The sequence below is a fragment of the Geomicrobium sp. JCM 19039 genome, from assembly GCF_000698145.1.
Taxonomy (GTDB): Bacteria; Bacillota; Bacilli; order Bacillales; family Marinococcaceae; genus Geomicrobium_A.
Window position 1 is genome coordinate 15,714 of sequence record NZ_BAXB01000031.1, and the last position, 23,375, is coordinate 39,088.

Annotated in this window: 25 protein-coding genes and 1 pseudogene; 16 read left to right on the top strand and 10 right to left on the bottom strand. The window is 47.4% G+C overall.

Annotated features, from left to right (window positions below):
* Nucleotide 1: 1 nt before the first annotated feature.
* Entirely contained in the window at nt 2–1,426 is a 1,425-nt protein-coding gene (locus JCM19039_RS19210) for a 4-hydroxyphenylacetate 3-hydroxylase family protein (RefSeq protein ID WP_042430311.1), read from the bottom strand.
* Between the two features lie 69 nt (nt 1,427–1,495).
* Here JCM19039_RS19210 and JCM19039_RS26005 point away from each other — a divergent pair, with 69 nt between their 5' ends.
* The 4 genes from JCM19039_RS26005 to JCM19039_RS19225 all read left to right on the top strand — a co-directional run bounded on the left by JCM19039_RS26005 (nt 1,496) and on the right by JCM19039_RS19225 (nt 5,401).
* Nucleotides 1,496–1,669 carry a hypothetical protein gene (locus JCM19039_RS26005; RefSeq protein ID WP_238545151.1) on the top strand — a complete coding sequence of 58 codons (174 nt, stop codon included), beginning with the start codon at nt 1,496–1,498 and terminating at the stop codon, nt 1,667–1,669.
* Nucleotides 1,654–1,956: a GNAT family N-acetyltransferase gene (locus JCM19039_RS19215; protein WP_238545152.1), complete on the top strand. Its 303-nt coding sequence runs from the start codon at nt 1,654–1,656 to the stop codon at nt 1,954–1,956. The genes JCM19039_RS26005 and JCM19039_RS19215 overlap by 16 nt, the downstream gene beginning before the upstream one ends.
* Before the next feature lie 71 nt (nt 1,957–2,027).
* Complete coding sequence (gene glpX / locus JCM19039_RS19220; protein ID WP_042430314.1) at nt 2,028–3,002, top strand: class II fructose-bisphosphatase; 975 nt, start codon at nt 2,028–2,030, stop codon at nt 3,000–3,002.
* A gap of 848 nt (nt 3,003–3,850) precedes the next feature.
* Nucleotides 3,851–5,401: a PTS sugar transporter gene (locus JCM19039_RS19225; RefSeq protein WP_042430315.1), complete on the top strand. Its 1,551-nt coding sequence runs from the start codon at nt 3,851–3,853 to the stop codon at nt 5,399–5,401.
* Here JCM19039_RS19225 and JCM19039_RS19230 read toward each other — a convergent pair whose 3' ends face one another.
* Nucleotides 5,402–6,694, bottom strand: coding sequence for a hypothetical protein (locus JCM19039_RS19230; protein WP_042430318.1), 1,293 nt, complete (start codon nt 6,692–6,694; stop codon nt 5,402–5,404). It lies immediately after the preceding gene.
* A 122-nt stretch (nt 6,695–6,816) separates the two neighbouring features.
* Here JCM19039_RS19230 and JCM19039_RS19235 point away from each other — a divergent pair.
* A pseudogene (locus tag JCM19039_RS19235) lies at nt 6,817–8,408 on the top strand (fatty acyl-CoA synthetase).
* Between the two features lie 113 nt (nt 8,409–8,521).
* Here JCM19039_RS19235 and JCM19039_RS19240 read toward each other — a convergent pair.
* Entirely contained in the window at nt 8,522–9,697 is a 1,176-nt protein-coding gene (locus JCM19039_RS19240) for an MFS transporter (RefSeq protein ID WP_042430320.1), read from the bottom strand.
* Between the two features lie 223 nt (nt 9,698–9,920).
* Here JCM19039_RS19240 and JCM19039_RS19245 point away from each other — a divergent pair, with 223 nt between their 5' ends.
* The 4 genes from JCM19039_RS19245 (at nt 9,921) to JCM19039_RS19260 (ending at nt 14,536) form a co-directional block, all read left to right on the top strand.
* Nucleotides 9,921–10,565, top strand: coding sequence for a hypothetical protein (locus tag JCM19039_RS19245; protein ID WP_042430323.1), 645 nt, complete (start codon nt 9,921–9,923; stop codon nt 10,563–10,565).
* Nucleotides 10,529–12,373: a sigma 54-interacting transcriptional regulator gene (locus tag JCM19039_RS19250; protein ID WP_042430326.1), complete on the top strand. Its 1,845-nt coding sequence runs from the start codon at nt 10,529–10,531 to the stop codon at nt 12,371–12,373. Before JCM19039_RS19245 ends, JCM19039_RS19250 begins: the two co-directional genes overlap by 37 nt.
* A 122-nt stretch (nt 12,374–12,495) precedes the next feature.
* On the top strand, nt 12,496–13,656 hold the full coding sequence (locus JCM19039_RS19255) for a mandelate racemase/muconate lactonizing enzyme family protein (protein WP_042430330.1): 1,161 nt from the start codon (nt 12,496–12,498) through the stop codon (nt 13,654–13,656).
* A gap of 121 nt (nt 13,657–13,777) precedes the next feature.
* On the top strand, nt 13,778–14,536 hold the full coding sequence (locus tag JCM19039_RS19260; RefSeq protein WP_042430335.1) for a phosphotransferase family protein: 759 nt from the start codon (nt 13,778–13,780) through the stop codon (nt 14,534–14,536).
* 545 nt (nt 14,537–15,081) lie between these two features.
* Here JCM19039_RS19260 and JCM19039_RS27555 read toward each other — a convergent pair.
* Both JCM19039_RS27555 and JCM19039_RS27560 read right to left on the bottom strand, forming a co-directional pair.
* Entirely contained in the window at nt 15,082–15,294 is a 213-nt protein-coding gene (locus tag JCM19039_RS27555) for a hypothetical protein (RefSeq protein WP_307190305.1), read from the bottom strand.
* A gap of 45 nt (nt 15,295–15,339) precedes the next feature.
* On the bottom strand, nt 15,340–15,516 hold the full coding sequence (locus JCM19039_RS27560) for an NUDIX domain-containing protein (protein WP_307190306.1): 177 nt from the start codon (nt 15,514–15,516) through the stop codon (nt 15,340–15,342).
* Nucleotides 15,517–15,590: 74 nt separating this feature from the next.
* On the opposite strand from JCM19039_RS27560, the gene JCM19039_RS19270 reads away from it, so the two are divergent.
* On the top strand, nt 15,591–16,367 hold the full coding sequence (locus tag JCM19039_RS19270; RefSeq protein WP_052398959.1) for a class I SAM-dependent methyltransferase: 777 nt from the start codon (nt 15,591–15,593) through the stop codon (nt 16,365–16,367).
* A 194-nt stretch (nt 16,368–16,561) separates the two neighbouring features.
* Here the strand turns inward: JCM19039_RS19270 and JCM19039_RS19275 are convergent, their stop codons facing one another.
* Nucleotides 16,562–17,554 carry a Gfo/Idh/MocA family protein gene (locus tag JCM19039_RS19275; RefSeq protein WP_193744304.1) on the bottom strand — a complete coding sequence of 331 codons (993 nt, stop codon included), beginning with the start codon at nt 17,552–17,554 and terminating at the stop codon, nt 16,562–16,564.
* Nucleotides 17,551–18,267, bottom strand: a complete 717-nt coding sequence (locus JCM19039_RS19280; RefSeq protein ID WP_238545153.1) for a ThuA domain-containing protein — start codon at nt 18,265–18,267, stop codon at nt 17,551–17,553. The genes JCM19039_RS19275 and JCM19039_RS19280 overlap by 4 nt, the downstream gene beginning before the upstream one ends.
* Nucleotides 18,268–18,378: 111 nt before the next feature.
* On the opposite strand from JCM19039_RS19280, the gene JCM19039_RS19285 reads away from it, so the two are divergent.
* A complete protein-coding gene (locus JCM19039_RS19285) occupies nt 18,379–19,146 on the top strand; it encodes an AraC family transcriptional regulator (protein WP_042430341.1) in 768 nt (255 codons plus the stop codon).
* On the opposite strand, the gene JCM19039_RS19290 is transcribed toward JCM19039_RS19285, so the two are convergent.
* Both JCM19039_RS19290 and JCM19039_RS22630 read right to left on the bottom strand, forming a co-directional pair.
* Complete coding sequence (locus JCM19039_RS19290; protein ID WP_152550288.1) at nt 19,143–19,565, bottom strand: DUF3298 and DUF4163 domain-containing protein; 423 nt, start codon at nt 19,563–19,565, stop codon at nt 19,143–19,145. The two genes, JCM19039_RS19285 and JCM19039_RS19290, sit on opposite strands and share 4 nt — an antisense overlap.
* Entirely contained in the window at nt 19,519–19,752 is a 234-nt protein-coding gene (locus JCM19039_RS22630) for a hypothetical protein (protein WP_052398961.1), read from the bottom strand. The genes JCM19039_RS19290 and JCM19039_RS22630 overlap by 47 nt, the downstream gene beginning before the upstream one ends.
* 56 nt (nt 19,753–19,808) lie before the next feature.
* Between JCM19039_RS22630 and JCM19039_RS19295 the strand changes: the two genes are divergently transcribed.
* Nucleotides 19,809–20,807, top strand: coding sequence for a P1 family peptidase (locus tag JCM19039_RS19295; RefSeq protein ID WP_042430342.1), 999 nt, complete (start codon nt 19,809–19,811; stop codon nt 20,805–20,807).
* Nucleotides 20,808–20,854: 47 nt separating this feature from the next.
* Here the strand turns inward: JCM19039_RS19295 and JCM19039_RS24630 are convergent, their stop codons facing one another.
* Entirely contained in the window at nt 20,855–21,328 is a 474-nt protein-coding gene (locus tag JCM19039_RS24630) for a hypothetical protein (protein ID WP_042430343.1), read from the bottom strand.
* Nucleotides 21,329–21,430: 102 nt separating this feature from the next.
* Between JCM19039_RS24630 and JCM19039_RS19305 the strand changes: the two genes are divergently transcribed.
* Genes JCM19039_RS19305 through JCM19039_RS19315 form a run of 4 tightly spaced genes read left to right on the top strand, consistent with a single transcriptional unit; the run spans nt 21,431 to nt 22,877 of the window.
* The gene (locus JCM19039_RS19305) at nt 21,431–21,685 is read left to right on the top strand and encodes a hypothetical protein (RefSeq protein WP_042430344.1); all 255 of its coding nucleotides are present in this window, start codon (nt 21,431–21,433) and stop codon (nt 21,683–21,685) included.
* 49 nt (nt 21,686–21,734) lie between these two features.
* On the top strand, nt 21,735–22,010 hold the full coding sequence (locus JCM19039_RS19310; RefSeq protein ID WP_042430349.1) for a hypothetical protein: 276 nt from the start codon (nt 21,735–21,737) through the stop codon (nt 22,008–22,010).
* A 13-nt stretch (nt 22,011–22,023) separates the two neighbouring features.
* Nucleotides 22,024–22,275, top strand: a complete 252-nt coding sequence (locus JCM19039_RS27565; protein WP_307190307.1) for an alpha/beta fold hydrolase — start codon at nt 22,024–22,026, stop codon at nt 22,273–22,275.
* Between the two features lie 5 nt (nt 22,276–22,280).
* Nucleotides 22,281–22,877, top strand: coding sequence for an alpha/beta fold hydrolase (locus JCM19039_RS19315; RefSeq protein WP_307190308.1), 597 nt, complete (start codon nt 22,281–22,283; stop codon nt 22,875–22,877).
* Nucleotides 22,878–23,375: the final 498 nt, after the last annotated feature.

Sequence of the window (23,375 nt, forward strand, 5' to 3'; positions counted from 1 at the left end):
ATTATTTGAGCTTCTCTAGAAAGTTCCGCACACGTGAACTGTACGGTTCAAGATTATAGTCGAGGCAAAGCCCGGATTGAAGCCGGATCGGATCTCCGTAGAAATAACGCTCAAATTGCGTTTGTCTTGAACCGAAGTCACCCATCGTTAAATCTTTTGCAAGTCGAAATAAACGGATCCGATCTTTTGCTGATGCTTCGTAGCCACCCATAAATCGTTCAAGCAACGGAGCAATTTCCGAGTTAAAGTCTTTTTCGTTTGGTGTCGCAATAAAATTGCTCGCTCCGATGAGCTGGATAATTTCCACAAGTCTCCCGTACGTGTTTTGATAATAGGAAACGGCCGTCTTCAGCGGAGCGGCCTTCGGGACCATCATGCCATAAGGGTTTATTTCTGCTTGCATTTCCGAAGAGTATACAAAGCCGCGCATCGCTTCGAGCGCTGTAATAATTTCAGATACTTTCTGCTGAATGTGTTGAAACTGACCAATTTTTAACGTATTGACCATTTCATTGGCAATGCCTAAAATCCATTCGGTTTTTACGATTTGCCGGTTGGACGCATGAAAGAGAAGCGCAGATTCAAGACCGGTGTCGAAGAAGAGTCGCTTGGCGAGTTCTTCATTTTTATATAAAAACACACGCTCCCACGGAACGAACACCGAATCAAAAACGACGATCGCATCGCCTTCTTCAAATTGAGAAGAATACGGTTCATCGTAGAGTGAATCTTTCGAATATGAGGGTCTCGCTAAAAAGGTCAATCCTTTTGTGTCAGATGGAATGGAGAAAGCGAACAAGTAATCCTTCTCTAATCCTGCGGGCAGAACGATCACTTCATCAGTAATTCCACCTTGAGTGGCGAGTAAGCGCGCGCCTTCAATCACAATGCCCGTGTCCGTCTCTTCCACAACTTTTGCTGCAATCGGCTGCTCTTCTTCTTTCGAGAAAAAGGACGTTGATCTTTTTGCTTTCGGATTCACAAAGGTATGTGTAAATGTTAGATCTGCCTGTTTCGCGTTTTCGTATAGTTGCTCAATCGCGTCACCGTATTGTTCACCGGCAGTCGCAAAATAATCTTTCGCACAAGCAAGTGTTGTCACGATCGTATTCCCATATTCAGGAGAACGTCCGAGTAGGCCGGCATTTTCATTTGCCCATAGTTGCGTTGCCAATCGGCGTTTCGCCAAGCGTTCTCGGGTCGTCATCGGCTCCCAGGAGAAATTCGATGACCCATCATCCGCTTGTAAAATCGCTCGGTATTCTGGTTTATGAACGAGGTCATACAAATTCGCTTTACTTTTAATGACGGATGTAAAGGCCGGGTGCTTTGTCACAGGCCCACGGATCTTTTCTCCATCCAGCCAAACGGTGCTGTTCATCGCAGCGATCCGTTCCATATATTCATTAGCGGTAACCATACCCATGTCAGTCGCCCTCCTCGCAATTACATTATGCAAACCGGTCCAGTCCGGTAACTGAAAGGAGTAGAAAACATGCAAATTCGAAAAGCTAATCTCCTTGATACGGAGCGCCTTATCAAGATGCGCTGGGATTTTACAATTGAGGATCATCCCGAAAAAGAGCAAGCAGATGTACACGCGTACGAAAAGGAATGCCGCCGATTTCTTGAGGAGGCAATCGCGGGGGATCGTTGGCACATTTGGTAGCTGAACAAGCAGGCGTTATTGTGAGTCACATGTATATCCAGCTCGTCGATAAAGTTCCTCGTCCAGGAAGAGTTACTCGTCCTTTTGCGTATATGACGAATGTGTATACCGTTCCGTCTCACCGGGGGATGGGCATTGGCAGTCAATTGCTCGAACATATTCATCAATGGGTAAAAGAACACGAGTATGAATTTATTCTCGTTTGGCCAAGTGAGGCAGGAGAGCCGTATTATAAGAAAAATGGATATGCACGCGTTGAAGAACCGATGGAATACATTCCCGAATAAAAATGAGTTATACTAATTAAAAATATGATATACTTATTTTATTCGAATAATGTTTACTGGCGGAGGGACGTATGGATAGAGAACTAGCATTAGAAGTAACCCGTGTGACAGAAGGAGCTGCGTTGGCAGCAGCAAAGTGGCTTGGACGTGGGGACAAGATCAAGGCAGACGGAGCAGCAACAAACGCCATGAGAGAAATTTTTGACTCGGTGAACATGAAAGGACGCGTCGTCATCGGTGAAGGTGAAATGGACGAAGCACCCATGCTGTATATCGGTGAAGAACTAGGAACAGGCAATGGTCCAGAAGTAGACATCGCTGTTGACCCTATTGAAGGGACAACCATTGTTGCCAAAGGCTATACGAATGCGATGACCGTGCTTGCCATCGCAGACCGAGGAAAACTGCTACACGCACCGGACATGTACATGGAAAAACTAGCTGTCGGTCCACATGCGGCCGGTAAAGTAAGCCTTAGCGATCCGATCGAGAAAACGATTGAAATCGTTGCCGAAGCAAGTAATAAAAACGTTGAAGACGTCACGGTTATGGTGTTAGAACGCCCGCGTCATGAAGAGTTAATCGATCAGATTCGGAAAAAAGGCGCACGTGTAAAAATGTTCTCAGACAATGACATTAGTGCATCAATTGCAACAGCGCTTCCAGGCACTGGTGTCGACCTATTCGTAGGCATCGGCGGCGCCCCAGAAGGTGTCGTTGCTGCAGCCGGTCTCAAATGCCTCGGCGGCGAAATGCAAGGCCGACTCAAACCACAGAACGATGCAGAAATCGAGCGTTGTAAAGAAATGGGCATTGAAGACCCGCACCGCATTCTCCAACTCGATGACCTCGTAGCCGGAGATGACGCGATTTTTTCCGCGACAGGCGTCACGTCAGGCACAATTCTCGGGGAAGCCAAGTTTCTCGGCGGAGGACTTGTCGAAACAGACTCCATTGTCATGCGCGCCAAAACGAAGACCGTTCGCTATATTAAAACCGTGCATAACCTCGAACACAAACCGTACATTATCCAAGACAACGATTAATCAACACCCACGGTCACTAAAAACCGGATGTCCCGCTATGGGCATCCGTTTTTTACATGGTGCGGGGCAGAGGGTGTCGCCATGATCGCTCGGTATTGCGATCTAGATCACCGATCTCCTAGAAAATGCCAAAGTCGAGCTCCCCTCGCCACCTCCGGTGCCGAAAACCGTCAAAAACGATCTAGATAAGTTGCACTAAAGAAATTCACTGAATCGGATGACCGAGGAGATGGGTCTTTGCGGGAGAGTGCTTGCATATTGTCTGTTGAAATTCATCTCGTTGCACTTCGACAACTTCGTTGCCGAACGTTGTTCGTCACTGCAAGGGTTGAGGCAACACGAAAAACGTTTGCCGAAGGGTAAAAAGTCGTGACCGAGTCTCACCACCTGGCACAAGCATGTGATGGCCGGTCGCGTCTGTGACAATCCAACCCTCAAACCGAGCACTTTCGGCACGCAACTGTCACAAATCGCAATATTTGTGACAGTTGACACCGTTTATGTGCGCATTCACGTTTAAAAACATGATTTTTCTTTCTCAAGTGTCACATTAATAAATATATGGGGCATTTGGACTTCTTTCCACACACCGTAGCCAGGAGGCAGCACCGAACCGATGTTGCCCCTATAGTCTGGACTGTCAAGTAGACACAGCGAGCACAAGCGGAGCGCAGTGAGAGGTGATGTCGTACTTATGCTCTGGAGTTCATAGAAAACACGGCGGGCGATTTATGGATGCCAACCCTCACCTGAGATTTCAGAAAAATCCGCACCCATCGGCTCGATTCTTTGCTACAATATCATGGTAAAGGAATAAAGAGATAAAGCGTCAAGGAGATGGGGAGATCATGAAAAACGTTGCAATCATCGGTAGTAGCGGTGGGAACTTGTTCAATCATGGTGGGCAAGATGCGGAGAAGCTTTTACAGGAACTGCTCGTACAGTGTGAAGCTGCACATATGCAAGTGAATCACGTACAGTTTATTGGCGCAGATGCGAGCATGGACCGGGCAAAACAGACGACAGGTGCAACGCTATACACGATCGTAGAAGGGGACATTCGACCAATCGAAACGGGGCAGTTGCAACAAATAAACGAAGCGGCCGCCCAGTGGGATGCGCAAATGGCAAACCACATACATAGCGGAGAAGTAGACGGTCTCATCGTAATGAGTGCTGATCCAAAGAACGCGAACCGAGCGGCCCTCCGCGCAGCTATCGAGCGTCAAATACCGATTGTCGGAACCGGTGGCACAGCGATGGCCGATATTCAGGCGAGTGGGGCGAATGTCATCGCAAGCTCTGGGACAACAGGAACGACAAATCGGACGAGAGCGATTTCATTCGTCGCTGCCTTAGCGAAACACGGAGGCGTCAAGTTCCGCCCGCAACTATCGAAAGATTTTAATAACAAAAATCAGAAAAACCCTCTAAAGAATATTAATATTAAAGGAATCATGATGACTTCTTTGCCGGCGTTCATTGCGATGGCACTCATTTTGGCATTGAGCAAAGTCCCGCTTTTTTCTGGCCTTGCGGTGGTCTTTGATGTCTTAATTGCGGCGCTACCCGTTGTTATCGCCGTCGTTGCCGCCAAGCAAGTGTCGGATTTAGATGAAGTGTCGATTGTGGCAGGGGTCATTGCCGGAACATTATCGATTGAAGGCGGCATTATCGGGGGAATGATTGGTGGAATTCTTGCTGGTATCTCTGTAAACGTATTGTTCATGCAAATGATTCGCTGGCGCTTTCCGATGACAACGGTGAATATCTTTGCTGGAGGTCTGGCTGGACTGGCTTCGGGGCTTGTCGTCTTTTTCGTGCTAGGTCCGATAGCTTTGCAAGCCGGTGAGCTCGTTCGTTCAGGCATAGAAGGTGCAATTGCGTTCAATCCAATGTTAGCCGGTACGCTTGCAGGCCTGCTCATCTGGCCAGCGATACTAGGCGGCGTGTACCATGCCGCCATCTTGCCGATCGTCTTATTTGAAATGGAAAGAACCGGCGCGAGCTTTTTGGGTGCTGTTGACCTTGTGTCACTTGTCATGGTTGCTGCAGGTATTAATCTCGCTCATGTGTTCTTCCCGAAGCAGCGAGGTCAAGCGGCGCTCGCTGCACCAGGTGTCACGATTAACCTTGGTTTCGGGACGTTCGTGGAATCAGCGTATCCGTTCATGTTTTCCAGCAAAATCATCTTTGCTGGGGCGATTGTTTCGGCAGGGCTCGGCGGCATGATGGTCGGATTGTTCGATGTTCGAGGTACGGCTTATTTACCGACCTTTATGGCGCCATTTGCGTCTACAGATGCTGTCGGGTTAGTCGTCAGTATGATGGTTGCGTTCGTGTGCGCGTTTGTCGTGACCGTCGTAGCCAACCGCGTTCTCGGACGAGCCGCGCGATGATTATTCAAAACGATGCTCTAGCACACGATCCTTTCGCCATTCCTGTTGCTTTGCAAAAAATCGGACCCGGGCGACGATATTCTCTTCATTGTCGTGCTTCATCGTTTCAACGCGGGCAGAGGCGGTGTTGAAATAATGGTAAATGGCGTGGGGAGCGTGAGCGGTAAGCAAAATCGCCAAGTCATAATGAACATGGAGGAGCCTATGATAATTCTCTTCATAAGGATTAATGACCGTGACCTGTAGCCCGTGCTCCTCCAACCGCGCCTTGTAACGATTCAGTCTCTTTGAACCGACGAGCAGCACGTGAAAGCTTCCGATGTGTTGCCCCGCTACCAGGGGGCGCCGACCGTACGCTGTTTTCTTTTTTCGAGCTAGCTTTTTCGTTTTTCGGACATTTAAATGCAGCACTTGATTTACGTAAGCGATTTTGTTCCGAATCGTTGCGTTCACTGGCGTGCCGTCGGTGACGTCCGTGTTGCTCTCTGCCTGAAAGGCTTCGTTACTCAGTGTGATAAAAAACAATCGCCCGTTCTTCTTCTCAATGTGACCATAATGCGTATGCGGGTTGGGAGAACTGGGGGATGTCCTCGATACGTGTCGATGTCTTGCTTTCTTCAGCTCTTCAGCGGTTTCTGCCAGCCGTGCCAGTTGATTCTCCCCATTCGTGAACAATTGATCGATATTCTGTGCATTCATCCCAAGACGCAGTTTTGAAACGAGTGACTCGGGCGTGTGCTTTACATCTTTTAACTCGTGTAATTCATGGATTTTACGATTGAGTTGCGCAATTTCCTTCTTCGCATGTGCAGAAAAAGTCGAAGGTTGACTTTTCAACTGCCAGAGCGCTTCCTTTTGCCTTTGGTTATGCTGTTTTAGGTCGCGAATTCGTTGCGATTGTTTTTGATGCAGTTCCTTTATTTGGTTCATATGAACGAGTTCAGTTCGTTGTACTTCGAGTTGTGCTTGTAATGCGGATATGCGCTTTTCGGCGTGATGAAGTGTCTCTTTCGTTTCAGAATGCGACGCCCGTTCATCAGCCAATTGTACTGATTGTTCTGATATTTTTTGTTTGAAATGGTGTTGTTTTCGTTTTAATGAATCCCGTTCTGAGCGCAAGTCTTCATTTTTTTTACGCTCGCGTTTCAAATTGTTTTCGAGCTGTTTCATTTTTTTCGTTCGGTCTTTCGTTGGCTGCTCCGTTGCACGATTGACGTTGTGAATGTTGGAACGGGCAGCTACACGTTGCTCGTTTTTCTCGCGGTACTTTTGGAGTAGTTCGGCTTTGTCCATGCTCGCCCTCCTAGATAAAAGTCTTAGGTACAAGTATACCAGTCTCTAAAGATGTATGACAGGACAAGACAAAAAAATACATTGGGGATTTTAGTTAACTGAATTATAATAATGATAAGAAAATGATGAGGAGTGAAAACATGAATCCGACAATGTCCATCGATCAAACCGTGCAACGAGTCCGAAGACAAACGTTAATCGACTTGCTCCAAAGAACCCGTCGACGGATGCCAGAAAAAGTGGCGATCATTTATGAGGGCGAAGAATACACGTATGAACAGTTAACTTATCTCGTAAATCAAACCGCTCATACGTTCATTGCCGGAGGCATGAAGAGAGGTGACCGGGTCGCCATCATGTCAAAAAACAGCCTCGATTTTGTGGTCGGTCAGTATGCGTTAGCAAGCATCGGTGCGGTGATGGTTCCGATTAACTACATGTTGACAGTGACCGATGTTCGCTATATTCTCCAACACGCCAAAGTAAATACCGTGCTTAGCTCCACAGAGTATGCACCAGTACTCGACGTAGCCTCAGCAGAAATCACGGTCGCGAACCGGTATTTGCTAGATACAGAGACTGAGCGAGATGGGTGGTTAACTCTCGATCAGTTGCGGAAAGACCAACCGTCAACATTGGTTGAGGCGCTTATTGAAGACGATGATTTGGCACAAGTGTTGTATACGAGCGGAACCGAATCCCGACCAAAAGGGGTTATGCTCACGCATAAAAGTTTAATTAGCGAATATGTAAGCGTTATCGTAGAAGGGAAGATGGAACCCCGTGACGTTATGATTCATGCGTTGCCTCTTTACCATTGTGCACAGCTTCACGTTTTTCTCGGGCCAAGCATTTATCTCGGTAGTACGAACATCATTTTAGGTGCGCCGAAGCCAGAAGCGATCTTTGATGCGATTGAAAAGGGAGGGGCGACACAACTGTTCTGCCCGCCGACCGTTTGGATCGCCCTTTTGCGCCACCCGGAATTTGCGTCTAGAGATTTAGTCGCTCTTGAGAAGTGCTACTACGGAGCGGCGAGCATGCCAAGAGAAGTGTTAAAAGAATTGTCCAATCGTTTGCCGAATGCACGCTTCTGGAATTTCTACGGTCAGACCGAAGTGGCCCCACTAGCAACAGCTTTGCAGCCTGAAGATCAACTGAAAAAGCTTGGTTCCGCCGGCGTGGCATCATTAAATGTAGACACTCGAATTGTTGATGAAAACGATGAGGAAGTCCCTCGGGGCGAAGTGGGAGAAATTGTACACCGAACTCCGCATGCGATGACCGGCTACCTTGATGATCCTGAGAAAACGGCAGAAGCGTTTAAAGGCGGTTGGTTCCACAGTGGCGATCTCGGATTTATGGATGAGGAAGGCTACCTCACCATCGTTGACCGCAAGAAGGATATGATCAATACCGGCGGGGTGAATGTGTCCAGTCGCGAAGTGGAAGAAACATTGTACGAGCTTGAGGCGTCTCGGAAGTCGCTGTTATCGGAACACCCGACGCGTATTGGATTGAAGCCGTTACTGCACTTGTCGTCGTTAAGCCTGAATCAGATTTGCAAGAAGAAGCAATTTCACAGTTTTGCAGAGAGCGATTGTCCAAGTTCAAAGTTCCAAAGCAAATAAAAGTGGTACCATCCCTACCGAAAAATCCAAGCGGCAAAGTATTAAAAAGAACCCTTCGTGACGAGCATAGCAATGGATCATAAAGAGGGGCTGTCAGGTATGGTTGTATGTAGGGATCCGATTCATTTATGATGGGACTTTAGAAAAGATGGTTGGCAAAATCCCCCATAGAGAGGTCTATGGGGGATTTTGTAAATTACGCTTCATAAACCGAACGATCTTCGGTTTTTACGTTTATAAAGGTGAGAATAAGGCCGAAAGTAATCATAGCTCCCGCTACATACGTAATCGTCGTGTAAGAAAAGCCGGCTCCCAGTAGGAAAGAACCTAAAGCAGCACCAATCGCATTCGCCAAGTTAAACACCGAAGCGGCAATCGTACCGGATAGGGACGGCGCTTCTTTAGCCGCAAGAATGATCTTCGCATTCAGGAGCGGTGTCGTTCCGAACGTTCCCGCTCCGAAGAGAAAGCTCATCACAATGGCCATAGGTGCAAACGCCAATAAGTGTGTGAACGAAACGAGCACGACCGCTAATGCGGCGAGTGCGAGTAGCAACCGACTCGTCAAGCGGCTCGGTCTCACCGAGCCGGAGACGAAGTTGCCGATCACCGCACCGAGTCCGAAGAAAAACAGCCCGAGTGTAATGCCTGTCACATCAAAGCCGGCAAACTCCCGGTACATCGGCTCCTTAAACGTATATGCGGTAAACACACCAGAAAACCCAAGTACGATAATGGCGATCGTCATGAGGGCATTTTTATTTTTGAGCATCTGCAATTCATCTTTCACTTTCGGTACTTCTGATGGCCTGATGTTTGGCGTTGTCACCATAATCCCAATGAGCGTGAGCAATCCGAGAGCCGCCATGAACCAAAAGACGAGTCGCCAATCAAACATTCCGCCGAGAAAAGATCCGAACGGTACACCAATCATGATGGCGATCGTCAGGCCTCCTTGCACAGCGGCAATTGCCCCGGTCCGCTTCGTTGGGTCAGATATGCTGATGGCGATGTACATGCAAATCCCAAAGAACGGTGCATGCATCGCAGCAGAAAACAGTCTCGATAGTAATAACACGTCAAAATTGGGAGCGGTCGCTGCCAAAATATTACTCAGAATGAACAGGATCATTAGTGCCAACAACAGTGGTTTAGGTGAGAATCTGAGCGTCACGATTCGCAGTATCGGTCCAAAAATGGCGACGCTAATTGCATACACGGTTAACAGCAAACCTGTAGTGGATACTTCCACGTTTAAATCTTCGGCAAATTGAGTTAGCAACCCAGTAACGACATATTCCGTCATGCCGACGGCAAACGTCCCTAACATAAAAACAGCCAGAATCATGTTTCTAGAGAAGTTCATACGCATGTTCAACCGCTCCCTTCGTTTTTTAATCACGAATGAACATACTAATACAAATGAAATACCGTGTCTAGTCTTTTTTTTGTTAGTTGGAAATTTAAATCCACTGCAATAACATTTGCGAAAATTAAATGAATGATCCAATGTCATTTTTGGAAGCAGGTGTTACTCAGATCGTTGTTTCACCTATACCGTCGGTATGCTAGATTGATGAGACAGGAGGTTTTTCATGATTCAAATTTCTAAGAAAAGATTTTGGCTGTTTATCGGTTTGGTGATGGTGCTCGTTCTTTACGCCGGTTCACTTCAGCAAACGAACAATGAGCAACAGAATTACCTGAGCCTACAAATCAATACGTACCAAAATCAGATGCAAAATGAGGTTTATCTGCTCGCTGAGATTCTCCAAACGGTGACCGAAGACGCGGAGATCTCGGTTTCACAATGGGAACAAGTCGTTCGTGCGGTGGAGACGATCAAAGAAAACAGCCATGAGCTGGAGCGGATGGCGTTTGAGTTTCATGCAAACGTATCGTCTCCCTTGAGTCAGACGACAACGGTTACAGCCGATCTTATGCTTCAAGAATTGCAGGAGATTGAACATCGAGAAGTTGACGATAACCTTGAACGAGAAGATCGGATCGAGTTTTCTGACCGAGCGCTCGCAGAACTTGATTTGATTCACGAAACCGCGACGGCTTGGTACGAGGAAATCGGTGGATATCTATCGTATAGCCAAAGTGTTGGGCGTACACATTGGGTTGAGATGATGGAGCGGATGCACGAACTCTGTGCAGTACCAGCAGGAAAGATTTTGGTGAGGGGAGCAGATGTGATATGGAAGAGATTGTCATCAGTGCGCCGTTTCAAGTGACAGATGAACAAATCGAGATGATTGAAAAGCAATTGAGTGAGCGGCCGTATCGCGTAACGTTCATCTGCGCAGAGAATGATTGGAGAGACACACTTGCACACATTCCACCTACAGCGAAACTGATCGTTTCTCGTGGAGGTTTGGGGGCGTTTTTACACGAGCAAACGGAATTGCCTTATGTACAAATTCCGATTACGCCGTATGACTTGTTACGTGAAGTGGCGGTTGCCACCCAAGAAGGCGATCAAACGATTGTCGTTTTGCTTTACGCATCGCTGATCGAACAAACCGAGGCGTATACATTGTCGCTGAACGACCGGGCGGTCCACGTGCTGCGCTATCATCAAAAAGATGAGCTAGAGAGAATGTTAGATGAACATCGCGGTGAGTTCTTGATCGGGGATCGTAGGGCGGTCGCCGCTGCGGGACAAAAAGGGCTACGAGCAACATTGCTACGCTCGGGTCATGAAGCGTTGGAGCAAGCAATCGAACAAGCGGTCCGTACGTTAGAGATCCAACACCGTGAACGAGCGAAGCGAAAAGAGCTCGAACTTATCATCGGTTCGATGACGCAAGCGGTGATCGTCATCGACGAGTTGGAGCATATCAAGACGTATAACGAGCATGCGGTAACGTTATTTCCTTCTCTAAAAAAATCGAATGCATACCGTGAGGTCGTTCGACATGAAGCGCTCCAAAAGCAAGTGGAAACGATGGAGGAGAAGCGCAAGGTTGTGACGGTTGGGGGTCAGCAGTTGATCGTGACGACTGTGCCGACGATGAGCGGTGCGATTCAATGGTTTGAAGCGATTCAAGATGTGCAGCAGTTGGAGCTTAAGATCCGAAAGGAACTTTATGATAAAGGGCTTGTGGCGAAGCATACGTTTGCCGATGTTCTGACAGTGAATGCTGAACTGCAACAAACGATTGAAGAGGCGAAACTTTTTGCTCGTTCTGAAGGGACGGTGCTCATTTATGGGGAGACAGGGACGGGTAAAGAGTTATTCGCTCAGAGCATTCATAATGCGAGCAAACGTCAACATCAACCGTTCGTATCTGTGAACTGCGGTGCCTTGAACGAAGCGTTACTTGAAAGTGAACTGTTCGGCTACGAGGAAGGGGCGTTCACAGGTGCGAGAAAGGGTGGCCGGTCAGGATTATTGGAGCTCGCTCACGAAGGTACATTGTTTCTCGATGAGATTAATGAAATGTCCCGGTCGTTTCAAACGAAGATGCTTAGAGTGCTACAAGAACAAGAAGTACGAAGGGTGGGCGGGGAGCGCAACATCCCGATTAACGTCCGCCTCATTTGTGCGACGAACGTACCCATTGCCGACTTGATTGAGGAAGGCGAATTTAAAGCGGACTTTTATTACCGGATTGCGACGTTGCCTCTCAATATATCGCCTTTACGTGACCGAAAGGAAGATATTGCTGTTTTAGCGGAACATTTTCTTCATATAGAAATGAGACGGGAGAACAGACAGATTACGTTGGCGGACAGTTCTGTGCTCGAACCATTAATCGCTTATCCGTGGTATGGGAATAGTCGAGAGCTACAAAACTGGATCCGGCGCCTCGTCATTACTTATCCTGAACAAACGTTGACACGCGCTGGGGTGGAAGCATTTCTTGAGCGGTCTACCGAACGAACCGAAGAAGTGACGGTCCGGGTGTCCGAGTCTTACAAACAGATGGAAAAAGAATTGTGGCAAAAGCTATATGCTCAGTTTCAAGGAACAAAAGAGGAATTTTGCAAAACGTATGGGATTAGTTTGACGACACTTTGGAGAAGGATTTCAGAATAGAAAAGATAGATTTCATATTTGAAAGATGTGAATGCGAAAATCCTTATAGCGGCGCTTTTACGATTTGGCACGGTATTTGCATTATATACGGTCGAACATTCAAAACAAGGAGTGGAGAACCTATGAGAATTGTGTCAGTAGAAGAGCGTGCGGTACCGATTAAAAGTAACATTAGCAACGCGTATATTGATTTTAGTAAAATGACGGCTTCAATCGTTGCGGTGAAGACGGATGTGATTCGTGATGGTAAGCGGGTCGTCGGGTATGGATTCAATTCGAACGGTCGCTACGCACCGAGTGGGTTGTTGCGTGAGCGCTTTATTCCTCGGCTTATTGAAGCGAATCCTGATGATATTGTCAATGCGGAAGGGACAAACCTCTCTCCTGAAAATATCCATCGTATTCTCATGAGCAATGAGAAGCCAGGGGGGCACGGTGAGCGAACTGTAGCGGTAGGAACGTTAGATATGGCGATTTGGGATGCGGTCGCTAAAATTGAAGAAGTGCCTCTCTACCGATGGCTTGCTGATCAGTACGGCGATGGCACTGCTGATGAACGGGTATTTGTGTATGCAGCAGGCGGATATTATTATCCAGGTAAAGGGATTGGTGAGCTGCAAGATGAAATGAAATCGTATTTGGATATGGGCTATTCAACCGTGAAAATGAAAGTCGGCGGCGTACCCATTGCTGAAGATTTGAAACGAATTGAAGCGGCGATTGATGTAGTTGGTTCTGGACGCAATCTTATGGTCGATGCGAACGGGCGCTTTACGCTTGAGCAAGCCATTGAATTCGGACGAGCGGTTGAACCGTATGAACTGTTTTGGTACGAAGAAGCTGGAGACCCTCTCGACTATCATCTGCAATCAGAGCTCTCAAAAGTGTACCCCCAAGCGATAGCAACGGGTGAGAATTTGTTTTCCGTACAAGATGCAGAGAACTTGATCCGCTACGGTGGGATGAACCCGAACACCGATTTCTTACAGTTTGACTGTGCGTTAAGCTACGGACTTGTTGAATATATGAAAATACTCGACATGCTCGAACGTCACGGGTGGTCATCCAGAAATTGCATCCCGCACGGCGGCCATCAAATGTCGTTAAACATCGCCGCAGGGTTAAAGTTATACGGCAACGAATCTTATCCTGGTGTATTCCAACCATTTGGGGGATTTGCGGACACATTGGCGGTGAGCGATGGCTACGTTGCATTACCCGAGGCGCCAGGGGTTGGTTTTGAAGCAAAAAATAACTTGTACGAACTGTTGAAAACGTTGTAGAGTGTGGGTTTTGCCGATGGATTCCATCGGCTTTTTATTATTGGAAGACCATCAGCGCCAAGTATGGGTATAATGAAAGCGACTGATGAATGACTAGAATAACGACAGGATGGTGTGGATCATGGTTGTAAAGCGTCCTTTTGCGAAAGGAAATACGGCAGATCTCTATCGGTGTGAACATCACGTAGTCAAAGTATTCAAAGAATATTTACCAAAAACGGAAGCTTTGTATGAGGCGCAGAAACAGCGATTAGCTTATTCAACGGGGTTGCGTGTTCCAAGAGTAGCAGACGTTATTGAAGTAGAAGGTAGACAAGCGATCGTTATGGAGTATATCCAAGGAAAGCCGATAGGCCCGCTATTACAGAAAAATGAACAACAAGATGAATTTTACATCCGGGTTTGTGTGGATGTGCACGTGGAAATCCATCAGATCCAACCTGAATTCGACGCCCTTGAACCGATGACAGGCAAATTACGGCGGCAACTAAATGCTTCTGACCTAGAAAGAAACATTGTCGATTTGTTGTTGAACCGATTAAGCACCTTTCAGTTTGAACCGAGGTTATGTCATGGAGATTTTCACCCGAACAATGTGTTGATTGATCAGGAAGACGTTACGATCATTGATTGGGTCGATGCAAGTGTTGGCGACAGGAGAGCCGATGTTGCAAGAACATACATATTAATTGCCCAGTCTTCACTGCCCTTAGCTAAGCAGTATTTGACCATCTACTGTGAACAAGCAGGAGTCATTGAAGAAGAGATTTATCAATGGATTCCTATTATTGCCGCAGCAAGATTGACTGAGCATTTGGAATCAGAAGATTCAGGAATTCTGAAAGAAATCCTTTATAAACATCTAAAATATTTGAGTTGAACGCGTATTATGGTAAAGCTTCTGCCTGGCTGGTAAAAAATTGAACGGTGAGTTCCTTCGTTACTAAAGAAGTCAAAGGGGTTGCACGATTCAACTCTTTTATGTGACCGTTCAGGTGAGTAATGATGACTTTTCCTTGAGCAACAGTCACAAACGGATTTCTGCGGCAATTGGCGTCTTATTATAAACCCCAAGTGAGCTGTGGGTGGAAATCTTACCGTAGAACCCTTTATGGTAAGATTCTCCTAGTTTTACAAGATCTATTGTTGGAAATCTACCCATAGAAACGAGAAATCCTTCCATATAAAGCCCAATGGTAAAATTTTAGTCTAGTATGCTATCAAATTTTAGAAAATCCACCCATAGTGGGTAACCAACGAATTAAAATCACGACAAAGATCAGGCCCCCTCGTTCGTGTTAACGAGTAGATTAACGTTCTACTTCTTAAGTGAAGGAACGAGACGCTAATGTTCAGTCACCCCTATTCTATGGTCGACATGTCCCCGGCTGTAGTGGAGATTAAAAACGAGCAGATTTTCAACTTTCAATCTTCCCACCCGTAACTATCAAACCAGGTGTCACTTCTAAAGTTGGCGAGCGCTTTTTGCACATAGTCGATCGTGTTTTCAGGTAGTTGATCGAGTGCAAACCATGCGAGCTCGTCACATTTTTCAGGCTCCATATTTTCGATTTCTCCTTCCCAAGTGTCACTGGAAACGAAAAAGTCAATTCGCTCATCATTCGCTTTTCTGTGCATGACGCCAGCAATGTGTAGATCTTTTTCTTCAATTGTAATGCCTGCTTATTCTTTGGCTTCTCGAGCAATTGCTTCTTTAACCCTCTCATCGCCGTCTAGATGACCGGCAACGACGCTAAACTTGCCGTCTTCATAACCAGTGTTATACCTTCTTAATAGCAAAACGTGATCATCCTTTAAAAGAAATAAGTGTACGGCAACGACCATTTTGAATCGTGGCAAATGATCTCCTCCTGAAACTGAATTTTTAATTATCTAAACATACAAACGATTCATTAGCAAAGGATGTGATTACATTGACCAATCCAGAGACAATTCCTGGTTGGGTACCTGCTCACTCGAAAGCGTGGTATGAACAGCTCAGTCTTCAAAAAGGGAAGTATGAGTATGAATGGCAAAGTACGGTTACAGAGCCGAATGGAGAAACGGTCTTTGATAAGCTTGTGCTAGACCACTCGGCAGGTCAGCGTGTTGTCGACATCGGCTGCGGGCATGGGGCCTTTGCACGTCGCTGTAGTCAGGTTGCGGCGAAGGTAACAGGGTACGACCGAGTAGAGCGTTTTATCGAACAAGCGTGGGAGGGGGCACGAGCCAATGTACATTTTGTAGTGGGCAGTGGTGACACGCGTCAGCTTCCTTTTAAGGGTGGCGAATTTCAGCTGGCGTACATTCGAAAAGGACCAACTTCTGCTTACCTTGACATTGCCCGTGTCGTAGAGAAAGGTGGGTTTGTGTTTGGGCTGCATCCTGGAGACCGTCTCGGACAGGAGCTCCCAATACTTTTTCCTAACCTGTATGAGCCAGTAAAGGGAACACCGATACTAAGTAAGTTGCAGCAACGGCTCGCGGAAAGTGGTTTTTCAGAGAGTCATTGCGAAGAAATCTTGAGTGTGGAATACATAAAGCGACCGATCGATGTGATCAAAATGAAAGCGTTTGGGCAGAGCAGTGAAGTGCTTGCCACGTTAACCCGACGTGCTTTACCGGAAGTCGAGCGAGTATTTGCGGCAAAGGCAACCTCTCGTGGACTGGCGCTTACCCACGCCCGCTACCTCGTCCGCGCCCGTGTATAAGGGGTTGCTCCCATAATGAAATGTGCGCGCAAGTTGGGATAAACTGCGCGCAAGTTCGCCTAAATCAGGGGCAAATCTACAAAAATAAGCAAACTAGAGCGCAGATGAGCTGAACTAAAGCGCAGAATGCCCCCTAGCGTTTATACCAGCAAAAATTGTAAACGAAAGAAAAGTCCGTATGTGCAGATACCCCTTTACCCTCGCTCTGCTCGCTCATAGATTTGTTCTATTACCTCGGTTACTTGCATCGCTTCTTCTGGCTGAACGACGAGTGTTTCTTGACCGAGGCACGCCCCAATGAAATTCTGAGCTTGTGCGATTTCATAAGAAGCGTTGGACAGAGCCTCACCTTGCTCAGCAGCGTCTTGGTACAGCTCAAGAGGGAACACGCTTATGCCGCCATCGCTGCCAGAAATCGAGATTTCTTCGGTATCTTCCTTAATGTTGGCGGCCCAGGAGCATTCCAACAATAAGGAAGCGCCGCCTTCGAAACGAATGTAGGCGGTGGCGTGGTCCTCGACATCAAATGTCTCATAGTCAACGACGCCCCAATCGTTTACGAGATGTGGGCTCTTGCTCAACCGATTGTACGTTGCGCCTGTCACTTCAACAGCTTTTGGGTTATCGATGAGCCAAAGTGCTGTGTCGAGCAAATGGCAGCCGTAATCAATGAGACTGCCGCCGCCTTGGAGCGATTTGTTCGTAAACACACCCCAACCGGGTACTTTGCGGCGGCGCATCGCGCGAACCCTAACGACGAGCGGATCACCGATGCTTGCCATTTGCTTTTTGGCTACCTGTACGTTGTGCATGAATCGGTAGTGAAAGCCAATGGCAAGCACATACCCTGAACGTCTGGCAGCGTCGTTCATACGCGCGGCATCTGTTGAAGAGATTGCCATCGGTTTCTCGCAGAACACGTGAACGCCAGCCTCGAAGGCGGCAACGGCTAAGTCGGCATGAAATGCGTTTGGCGTACAAATGCAGACCGCATCCACGTGCTTGAGCATGTCTGCATAACTTGAATACACATTTGCCCCAATGGCTTCCCCAACGCGTGCCGCTTTTTCGACGTCTACATCGTACACGGCTGAGACGTCACACTTCTCATGAAGCTGCATGAAAGTTGGGATGTGTCGATCGGTTGCGATTCCTCCTGTGCCAACAATTCCAATCTGTATTTTCATGGGTGAACCGACTTCTCAAGAGGTGAGCAGTTGCCGCGCACCGGTTGAGTTATATTGATCGGTCGTGCCCACTCGACCCCGTTTTGGATGACGCGCTGTACGTTCGTTTTATAATACGTCGGGTACGTTTCATGACCGGGCCTGAAGTAAAAGATCTTGCCGAGACCACGCGTGAACGTGCAACCGCTACGAAATACTTCTCCACCTTGGAACCAGCTAACAAAGATGAGCTGTTCGGGCGTCGGGATGTCAAAGTGCTCCCCGTACATCTCTTCTTGTTCCAATTCGAAATACTCAGGAATCCCTGAGGCAATCGGGTGCGTCGGGTCAACGGTCCATATCCGCTCTTTTTCCCCGGCTTCGCGCCACTTTAAGTCACAGCTCGTCCCCATCAACCTTTTGAACACTTTCGAATGATGACCCGAGTGCAACACGACGAGCCCCATGCCTTGACGCACACGCTCGGCAACCCGTTCTGCGACCTGATCATCCACTTCATCGTGAGCTTTATGACCCCACCAGACGAGAACGTCCGTCTCATCAAGCACCTGTGCAGACAATCCGTGCTCCTCTTCATCTAAAGTTGCGGTTTTCACCGTGTAACCCGCTTCAGAAATGACGTCCTTTAGGACGTTGTGGATTCCGTTCGGATAGAGCCGAGCGACTTGGTCATCTTCTTTTTCATGACGAAATTCATTCCATATTGTAATCAACGTTTGCACCTCCGCCCCTATCATAAATCACACGATCAGGTGCGGGAATCTCTAATCCTGTTAAAATATGAACGATCTTGCTATTATTTAGAAAAAGAATGAGGTGAATGTATGCATCCCCACGTCGTTATTTGCGGCTATTCTCATCACGCTGCACCATTTCAGACGACAAATAATTTTGGGAAAGAAGCCTACTTGTTACGTTTACAGACCGAGGGCAAGAGTGTCGTCGTTGTGAATGGAGAAACCGTTCATCAACGAGAAGGGGATCTTTTGGTCATTGCTCCGGGGGACTCGTATGAACTATATACCGGTGACGTGCCGAGTGGAGATTATCATCTGGCCGTGGAGGGGGATGAGTTTGTAGGTTGGGATGAGCGTTTGGTTCATACCGGTGTAGACGTTCAAGTGACGACGATTTGGCAATATATTATTCTTGAGCGGAGACGGCCGGGGGATGAGTGGAATGAAGAGGTGATCGCTCATTTACTGAAGACGCTCTCGCTATTTATTGACCGAGCGAGGCAGCGGGAAGTGGCTGAGCATACTCCGTACGTCGTGAGGGAGATGATGCGGTATGTGGAGCAGAATGCAACGGAAACGTTTGCGGTAGCGGATGTGGCCGTTCACGTCGGTTTGAGTACGTCACGTACGCTTCATCTGTTTAAAGCGCATACAGGCCAGACGATTGTTGGGTACACCCATCACGTCCAGGTCGGGATTGCGAAGGAGCGGATGATGCGCACAGACCATACGCTTCAACAAATTGCTGGATCAGCAGGTTTCAGTAGTTATACGTACTTTTATAAGATATTTAAACGGTACACCGGGATGGCTCCCGGTGCGTATCGTTTAGGCCAGAAATTGGCCGCTCACTAGAGCAAACGACTGAGCGGCCCGTCATCCGGGATTGCTTCTTGCAACGCATATAATGGAATGGGGAAGTACGTAATTCCAAATACGTACGGCAAGATGTCGTACTGATTAAAAAAGATGACGAGTGTTTTGTCAGCGACGTAAAATTGAACATCGTCTGGGATTGTGTCAAAAGGTTTAAACAGATCCTCCGTTAGATTCCGTTTTTGCAATTGTGCTTTTATGTTGTTATTGATGAGCTTTTTGTAGTTGCTATTAGGTTTGAATAGTTCTTGCAACGTGTACGGATGCCCGGTGTCGCTATCAAACGTTAACCCGTGTTCGAGTGTTGTCCCGTGCGCGCCGCCGGAAAACTGATACATCGTTAACGTGAGGCTAAGCACACGCGCTTGATTGTTCTTTAACGCAAACCGTCCAGTCAAATGGGTTTCTTCTTGCCCGTACTTGTGTGAGCATGAGCTGCCATACTTCGTCTTGGATAGAACGATTCAATTTTTCTTCTGTTGATGTGGTCGTATATCCTTCGACTTCAGGAACTAACACGTCCGTTCGTGGCTCTTCGATCTGCCCTGCAGCAATGGCAAGCGGTAAATCAGCTTTATTAACCATCTTTAATCCCTCCTGCATTAGCCTATGTTTAACCAATAGAAAGGGGAATCTTCATAATGAAAAAACGCGCAAGAGAGTATGGGTTTACGTTTGGTACGATGGAAACCGGTGAGAGGAATGCAATTACGGATGTACCCGGTGTACGTGTCGGTCACGTGACATTAAATCGCGGCGAAAGCATAAGAACGGGTGTGACAGCGATCCTTCCGCATTCGGGTAACTTGTTTCGTGAGAAAGTATTGGCAGGTGCGGCTGTAATTAATGGGTTTGGAAAAACGACCGGCTTAGTCCAACTCGAAGAGTTAGGGCTGCTGGAAAGCCCGATTATGTTAACGAATACGTTTGGCGTTCCTGCTGTCACAGAAGGCGTGTTGCAACATTTGTTTGAGCAGTGCCCTGAAATTGGCAAAACAACCGGTACGGCAAATGTTGTCGTGGGGGAGTGTAACGACGGCTATTTAAATGATATTCGTGGCTTGCACGTGCGGCCTGATCAAGCAATATCAGCCATTGATGCAGCGAGTGACGTTGTGTTGGAAGGGGCAGTCGGTGCAGGAACAGGCATGAGTTGTCTTGGCTTCAAAGGGGGCGTCGGGACGAGCTCGCGGCGAGTCGCAGGTGGCATGCTCGGTGTGCTCGTGCTATCTAATTATGGAGCGAGGAACGATACCGATGTTCCTCCAGGGTCGATTATGATGATTGTTGCGACCGATCTACCCGTCAATGAACGGCAATTACAGCGGATCGCAAAACGGACCGCATTTGGGCTTGCGCGCACGGGGTCCACGGCACATAACGGGAGTGGCGACGTAGCCATTGCTTTTTCAACCGCACATCAAGTGACGCATAATGGAGACCAGGTGGAGCAGTTCGAATTTCTGCGCGATGACACGTCAGAAATGAATGATCTATTTGATGCAACGGCAAGTGCTGTAGAAGAGGCAATTTGGAATTCACTCGTAATGGCAGAGACGACAACAGGCCGTGATGGGCATACACGCCGAGGGCTGACTGGAGAAGAAGCAAAAGAGTTACGTGCGGAGTTACGCGGCTAAGTCGAGAACGTGTCGCCTCAAATTGAGGCGACTGGTTCGTGTCGTCCTTAATCCAATCCTGTTAGGGCAAGGATGAGCGCAACGATTGAAATAATGGGTACGCTGTTCGCGAGTGGAATTGCAGTGAAAGCAAGGGTACGGATCGCACCGTGATGCGTTTTGTCAATCACTTGCAACGTTTGTCTCGTGCTAATAAATATAAATACAAATGATGCCACAATCGAAGCTACCGCAATAATTGCAGGAATGGTAATGGCAGAAACAACAGCGGTTCCTGCATCATTGAATAAAAAGAACATCCCGACGACGAGGAGAATAATGGCAGGCGCTTCAAAGAGAGGAACTTTAATAAAGAAGTTCGTCTGTTCTTTTTGTAGTACTTGTAATGCATCGGATTCATGGCGTTTTGCATCATCGAGCTTGTGCTCCATTTTACGTAGCGTCATTCGAAATGCGATAATAACACCAGCTGAGCCGATGAGACTCGCAATCGCGAATAGCCAAACAAATTGATCTTCCATCAATAAACCTCCCAACAGATTTTGGACACTAATCATCAATGTATCAAACCGTATGCAATAAATCTAGGGAATATATGGAATGGACGAAGGAGAGAGAAACACATGGGTTTCCTCTGGTTACTCTTGCCAGCATTACTACTTACTGCTGGTCTAATCTATTTGATTACGAAGCGAATGGACGGGATGCAAATTGTTTATACCGGACTAGGTTTTCTAGGTGTATCAGGTCTCGCCACATTACTACTATTTGCAGTCACCACGCCAGTGATCGGTTGGATCGCGCTCATTATCACGTTTCCGCTTAGTGTATTATTTGTCATATACGGATATTTAGTGCGCTATATTAACATCCAATAATTTAGGATACAATAAAGAAAAAATAAGGAAAGGTGTTGTGCCTCACAACATGGTCGCAATTACTCAATTTATGTACGTGGCGCCGTTTATCCTCGTTTTAGCTGGCTTTGCTTACGTTGGAATTAATGAATACCAAACGCGTCATTTAAAAATTACAGGACTTTCACTCGTCGCCGTAGCTCTCCTATCGTTTTTGACAATTTCACTCACTGTTGACAGCTCAATGGCGGGTACGTGGGTGCTTGCTCTCGTAAGTGCTGCTGGAATTATTATGACCGTTGTCGGCTTTGCTAAGCATGCGATAAGGTACAAACAAACCGCATAGTGGAGGGATGGGTGTGAGCGTAACCTTTCAGGATATTTCTACAAATGGTGTCCGTTTACATGTGGCCCGGGCGGGTGATGAGAACGGAAAACTCGTCATCTTATTGCACGGATTTCCCGATTTTTGGTACGGGTGGCGCGAGCAAATCGACCCCCTAGTTGCTGCTGGTTTTCACGTGCTCATCCCGAACCAAAGAGGGTATGACCGGAGTGAGAAGCCGCACGGCGTAAACGCTATCATATTGACGCCCTTCGAGATGATGTGATCGGTTTGATCGGAGCACTAGGAAGAGAACGAGCGATCATCATCGGTCACGACTGGGGCGGCGCGGTTGGGTGGCATCTAGCAACTACCCGCCCGGAATTCGTTGAGAAATTCATTCCGATTAACATCCCGCATCCGGTCGTGCTCCCTCGAGGCATGGTGAAAAACCCTACCCAACTGTTCAGAAGTTGGTATATCGCTTTTTTTCAAATGCGCAATCTTCCTGAAAAAGCATTGCAAACCGATGATTACACGTATATGAAGCTCGCCTTACAAGTATCTAGTGAACAACCGGTATTCAGTGAGCAAGAAACAGAGGCGTATGAACAAAGTTGGCAGCATCCCGGTGCGTTGACGGGAATGATCAACTGGTATCGTGCGATTCCGCTAAGCATACAAAGCATGGCGACTAATGAGCTAGTTCGAGTCCCTATACAGATTATTTGGGGCATGAATGATCGTTTCCTCGCCCGTACTCTTGCAAAAGAAAGCCTCGAGCAGACGGTCGGTGGCAGAGGTGTTTGGGTCAGTGATGCCGGCCATTGGGTGCATATGGAACAACCAGAGATTGTAAACCGGCATATCATAGCGTTTATTACGTGACGGGGGTTGGAGCGGGCCGGTGAACGCCAATCCTGCGCGGCAGAATCCGCCCATACAATTTTCTATGGACGGATTTTGGCAAGTAAATCGCCGTAATCGCTCAAAAATCATACCTTAAACGCTCGATCCATTGTTCAATAAAAGGATCGAGTTTTTTAATGCCGGAATCTAAATGTGTTGAACAAAAGAAAATACTTCAAGAACGAACGGTAAACTTGGTAAGTGCAAATTGTGCTCGAGTTGGGAAGAGTCACAGGAAAAGCGGTCTATTCTCATAAACTAGGGAACAGAGTGAGCAAACTCGGGAACAGATTACCGGAGCACCAGTACAATCCCCTCCCCGAAGTACCCACAAGACGTCGGCGCGAGCAGCGCCGAACCGAGTCCGATTTGGCTTCGGCCCGTTGGGGCCGACGTGTCGTTGGCACTTCATCTTGGAATCTGCGCGCAAGTTGGAACAAACTGCGCAGGAGTTTGGCGAAATCGGCGCTAAAATCA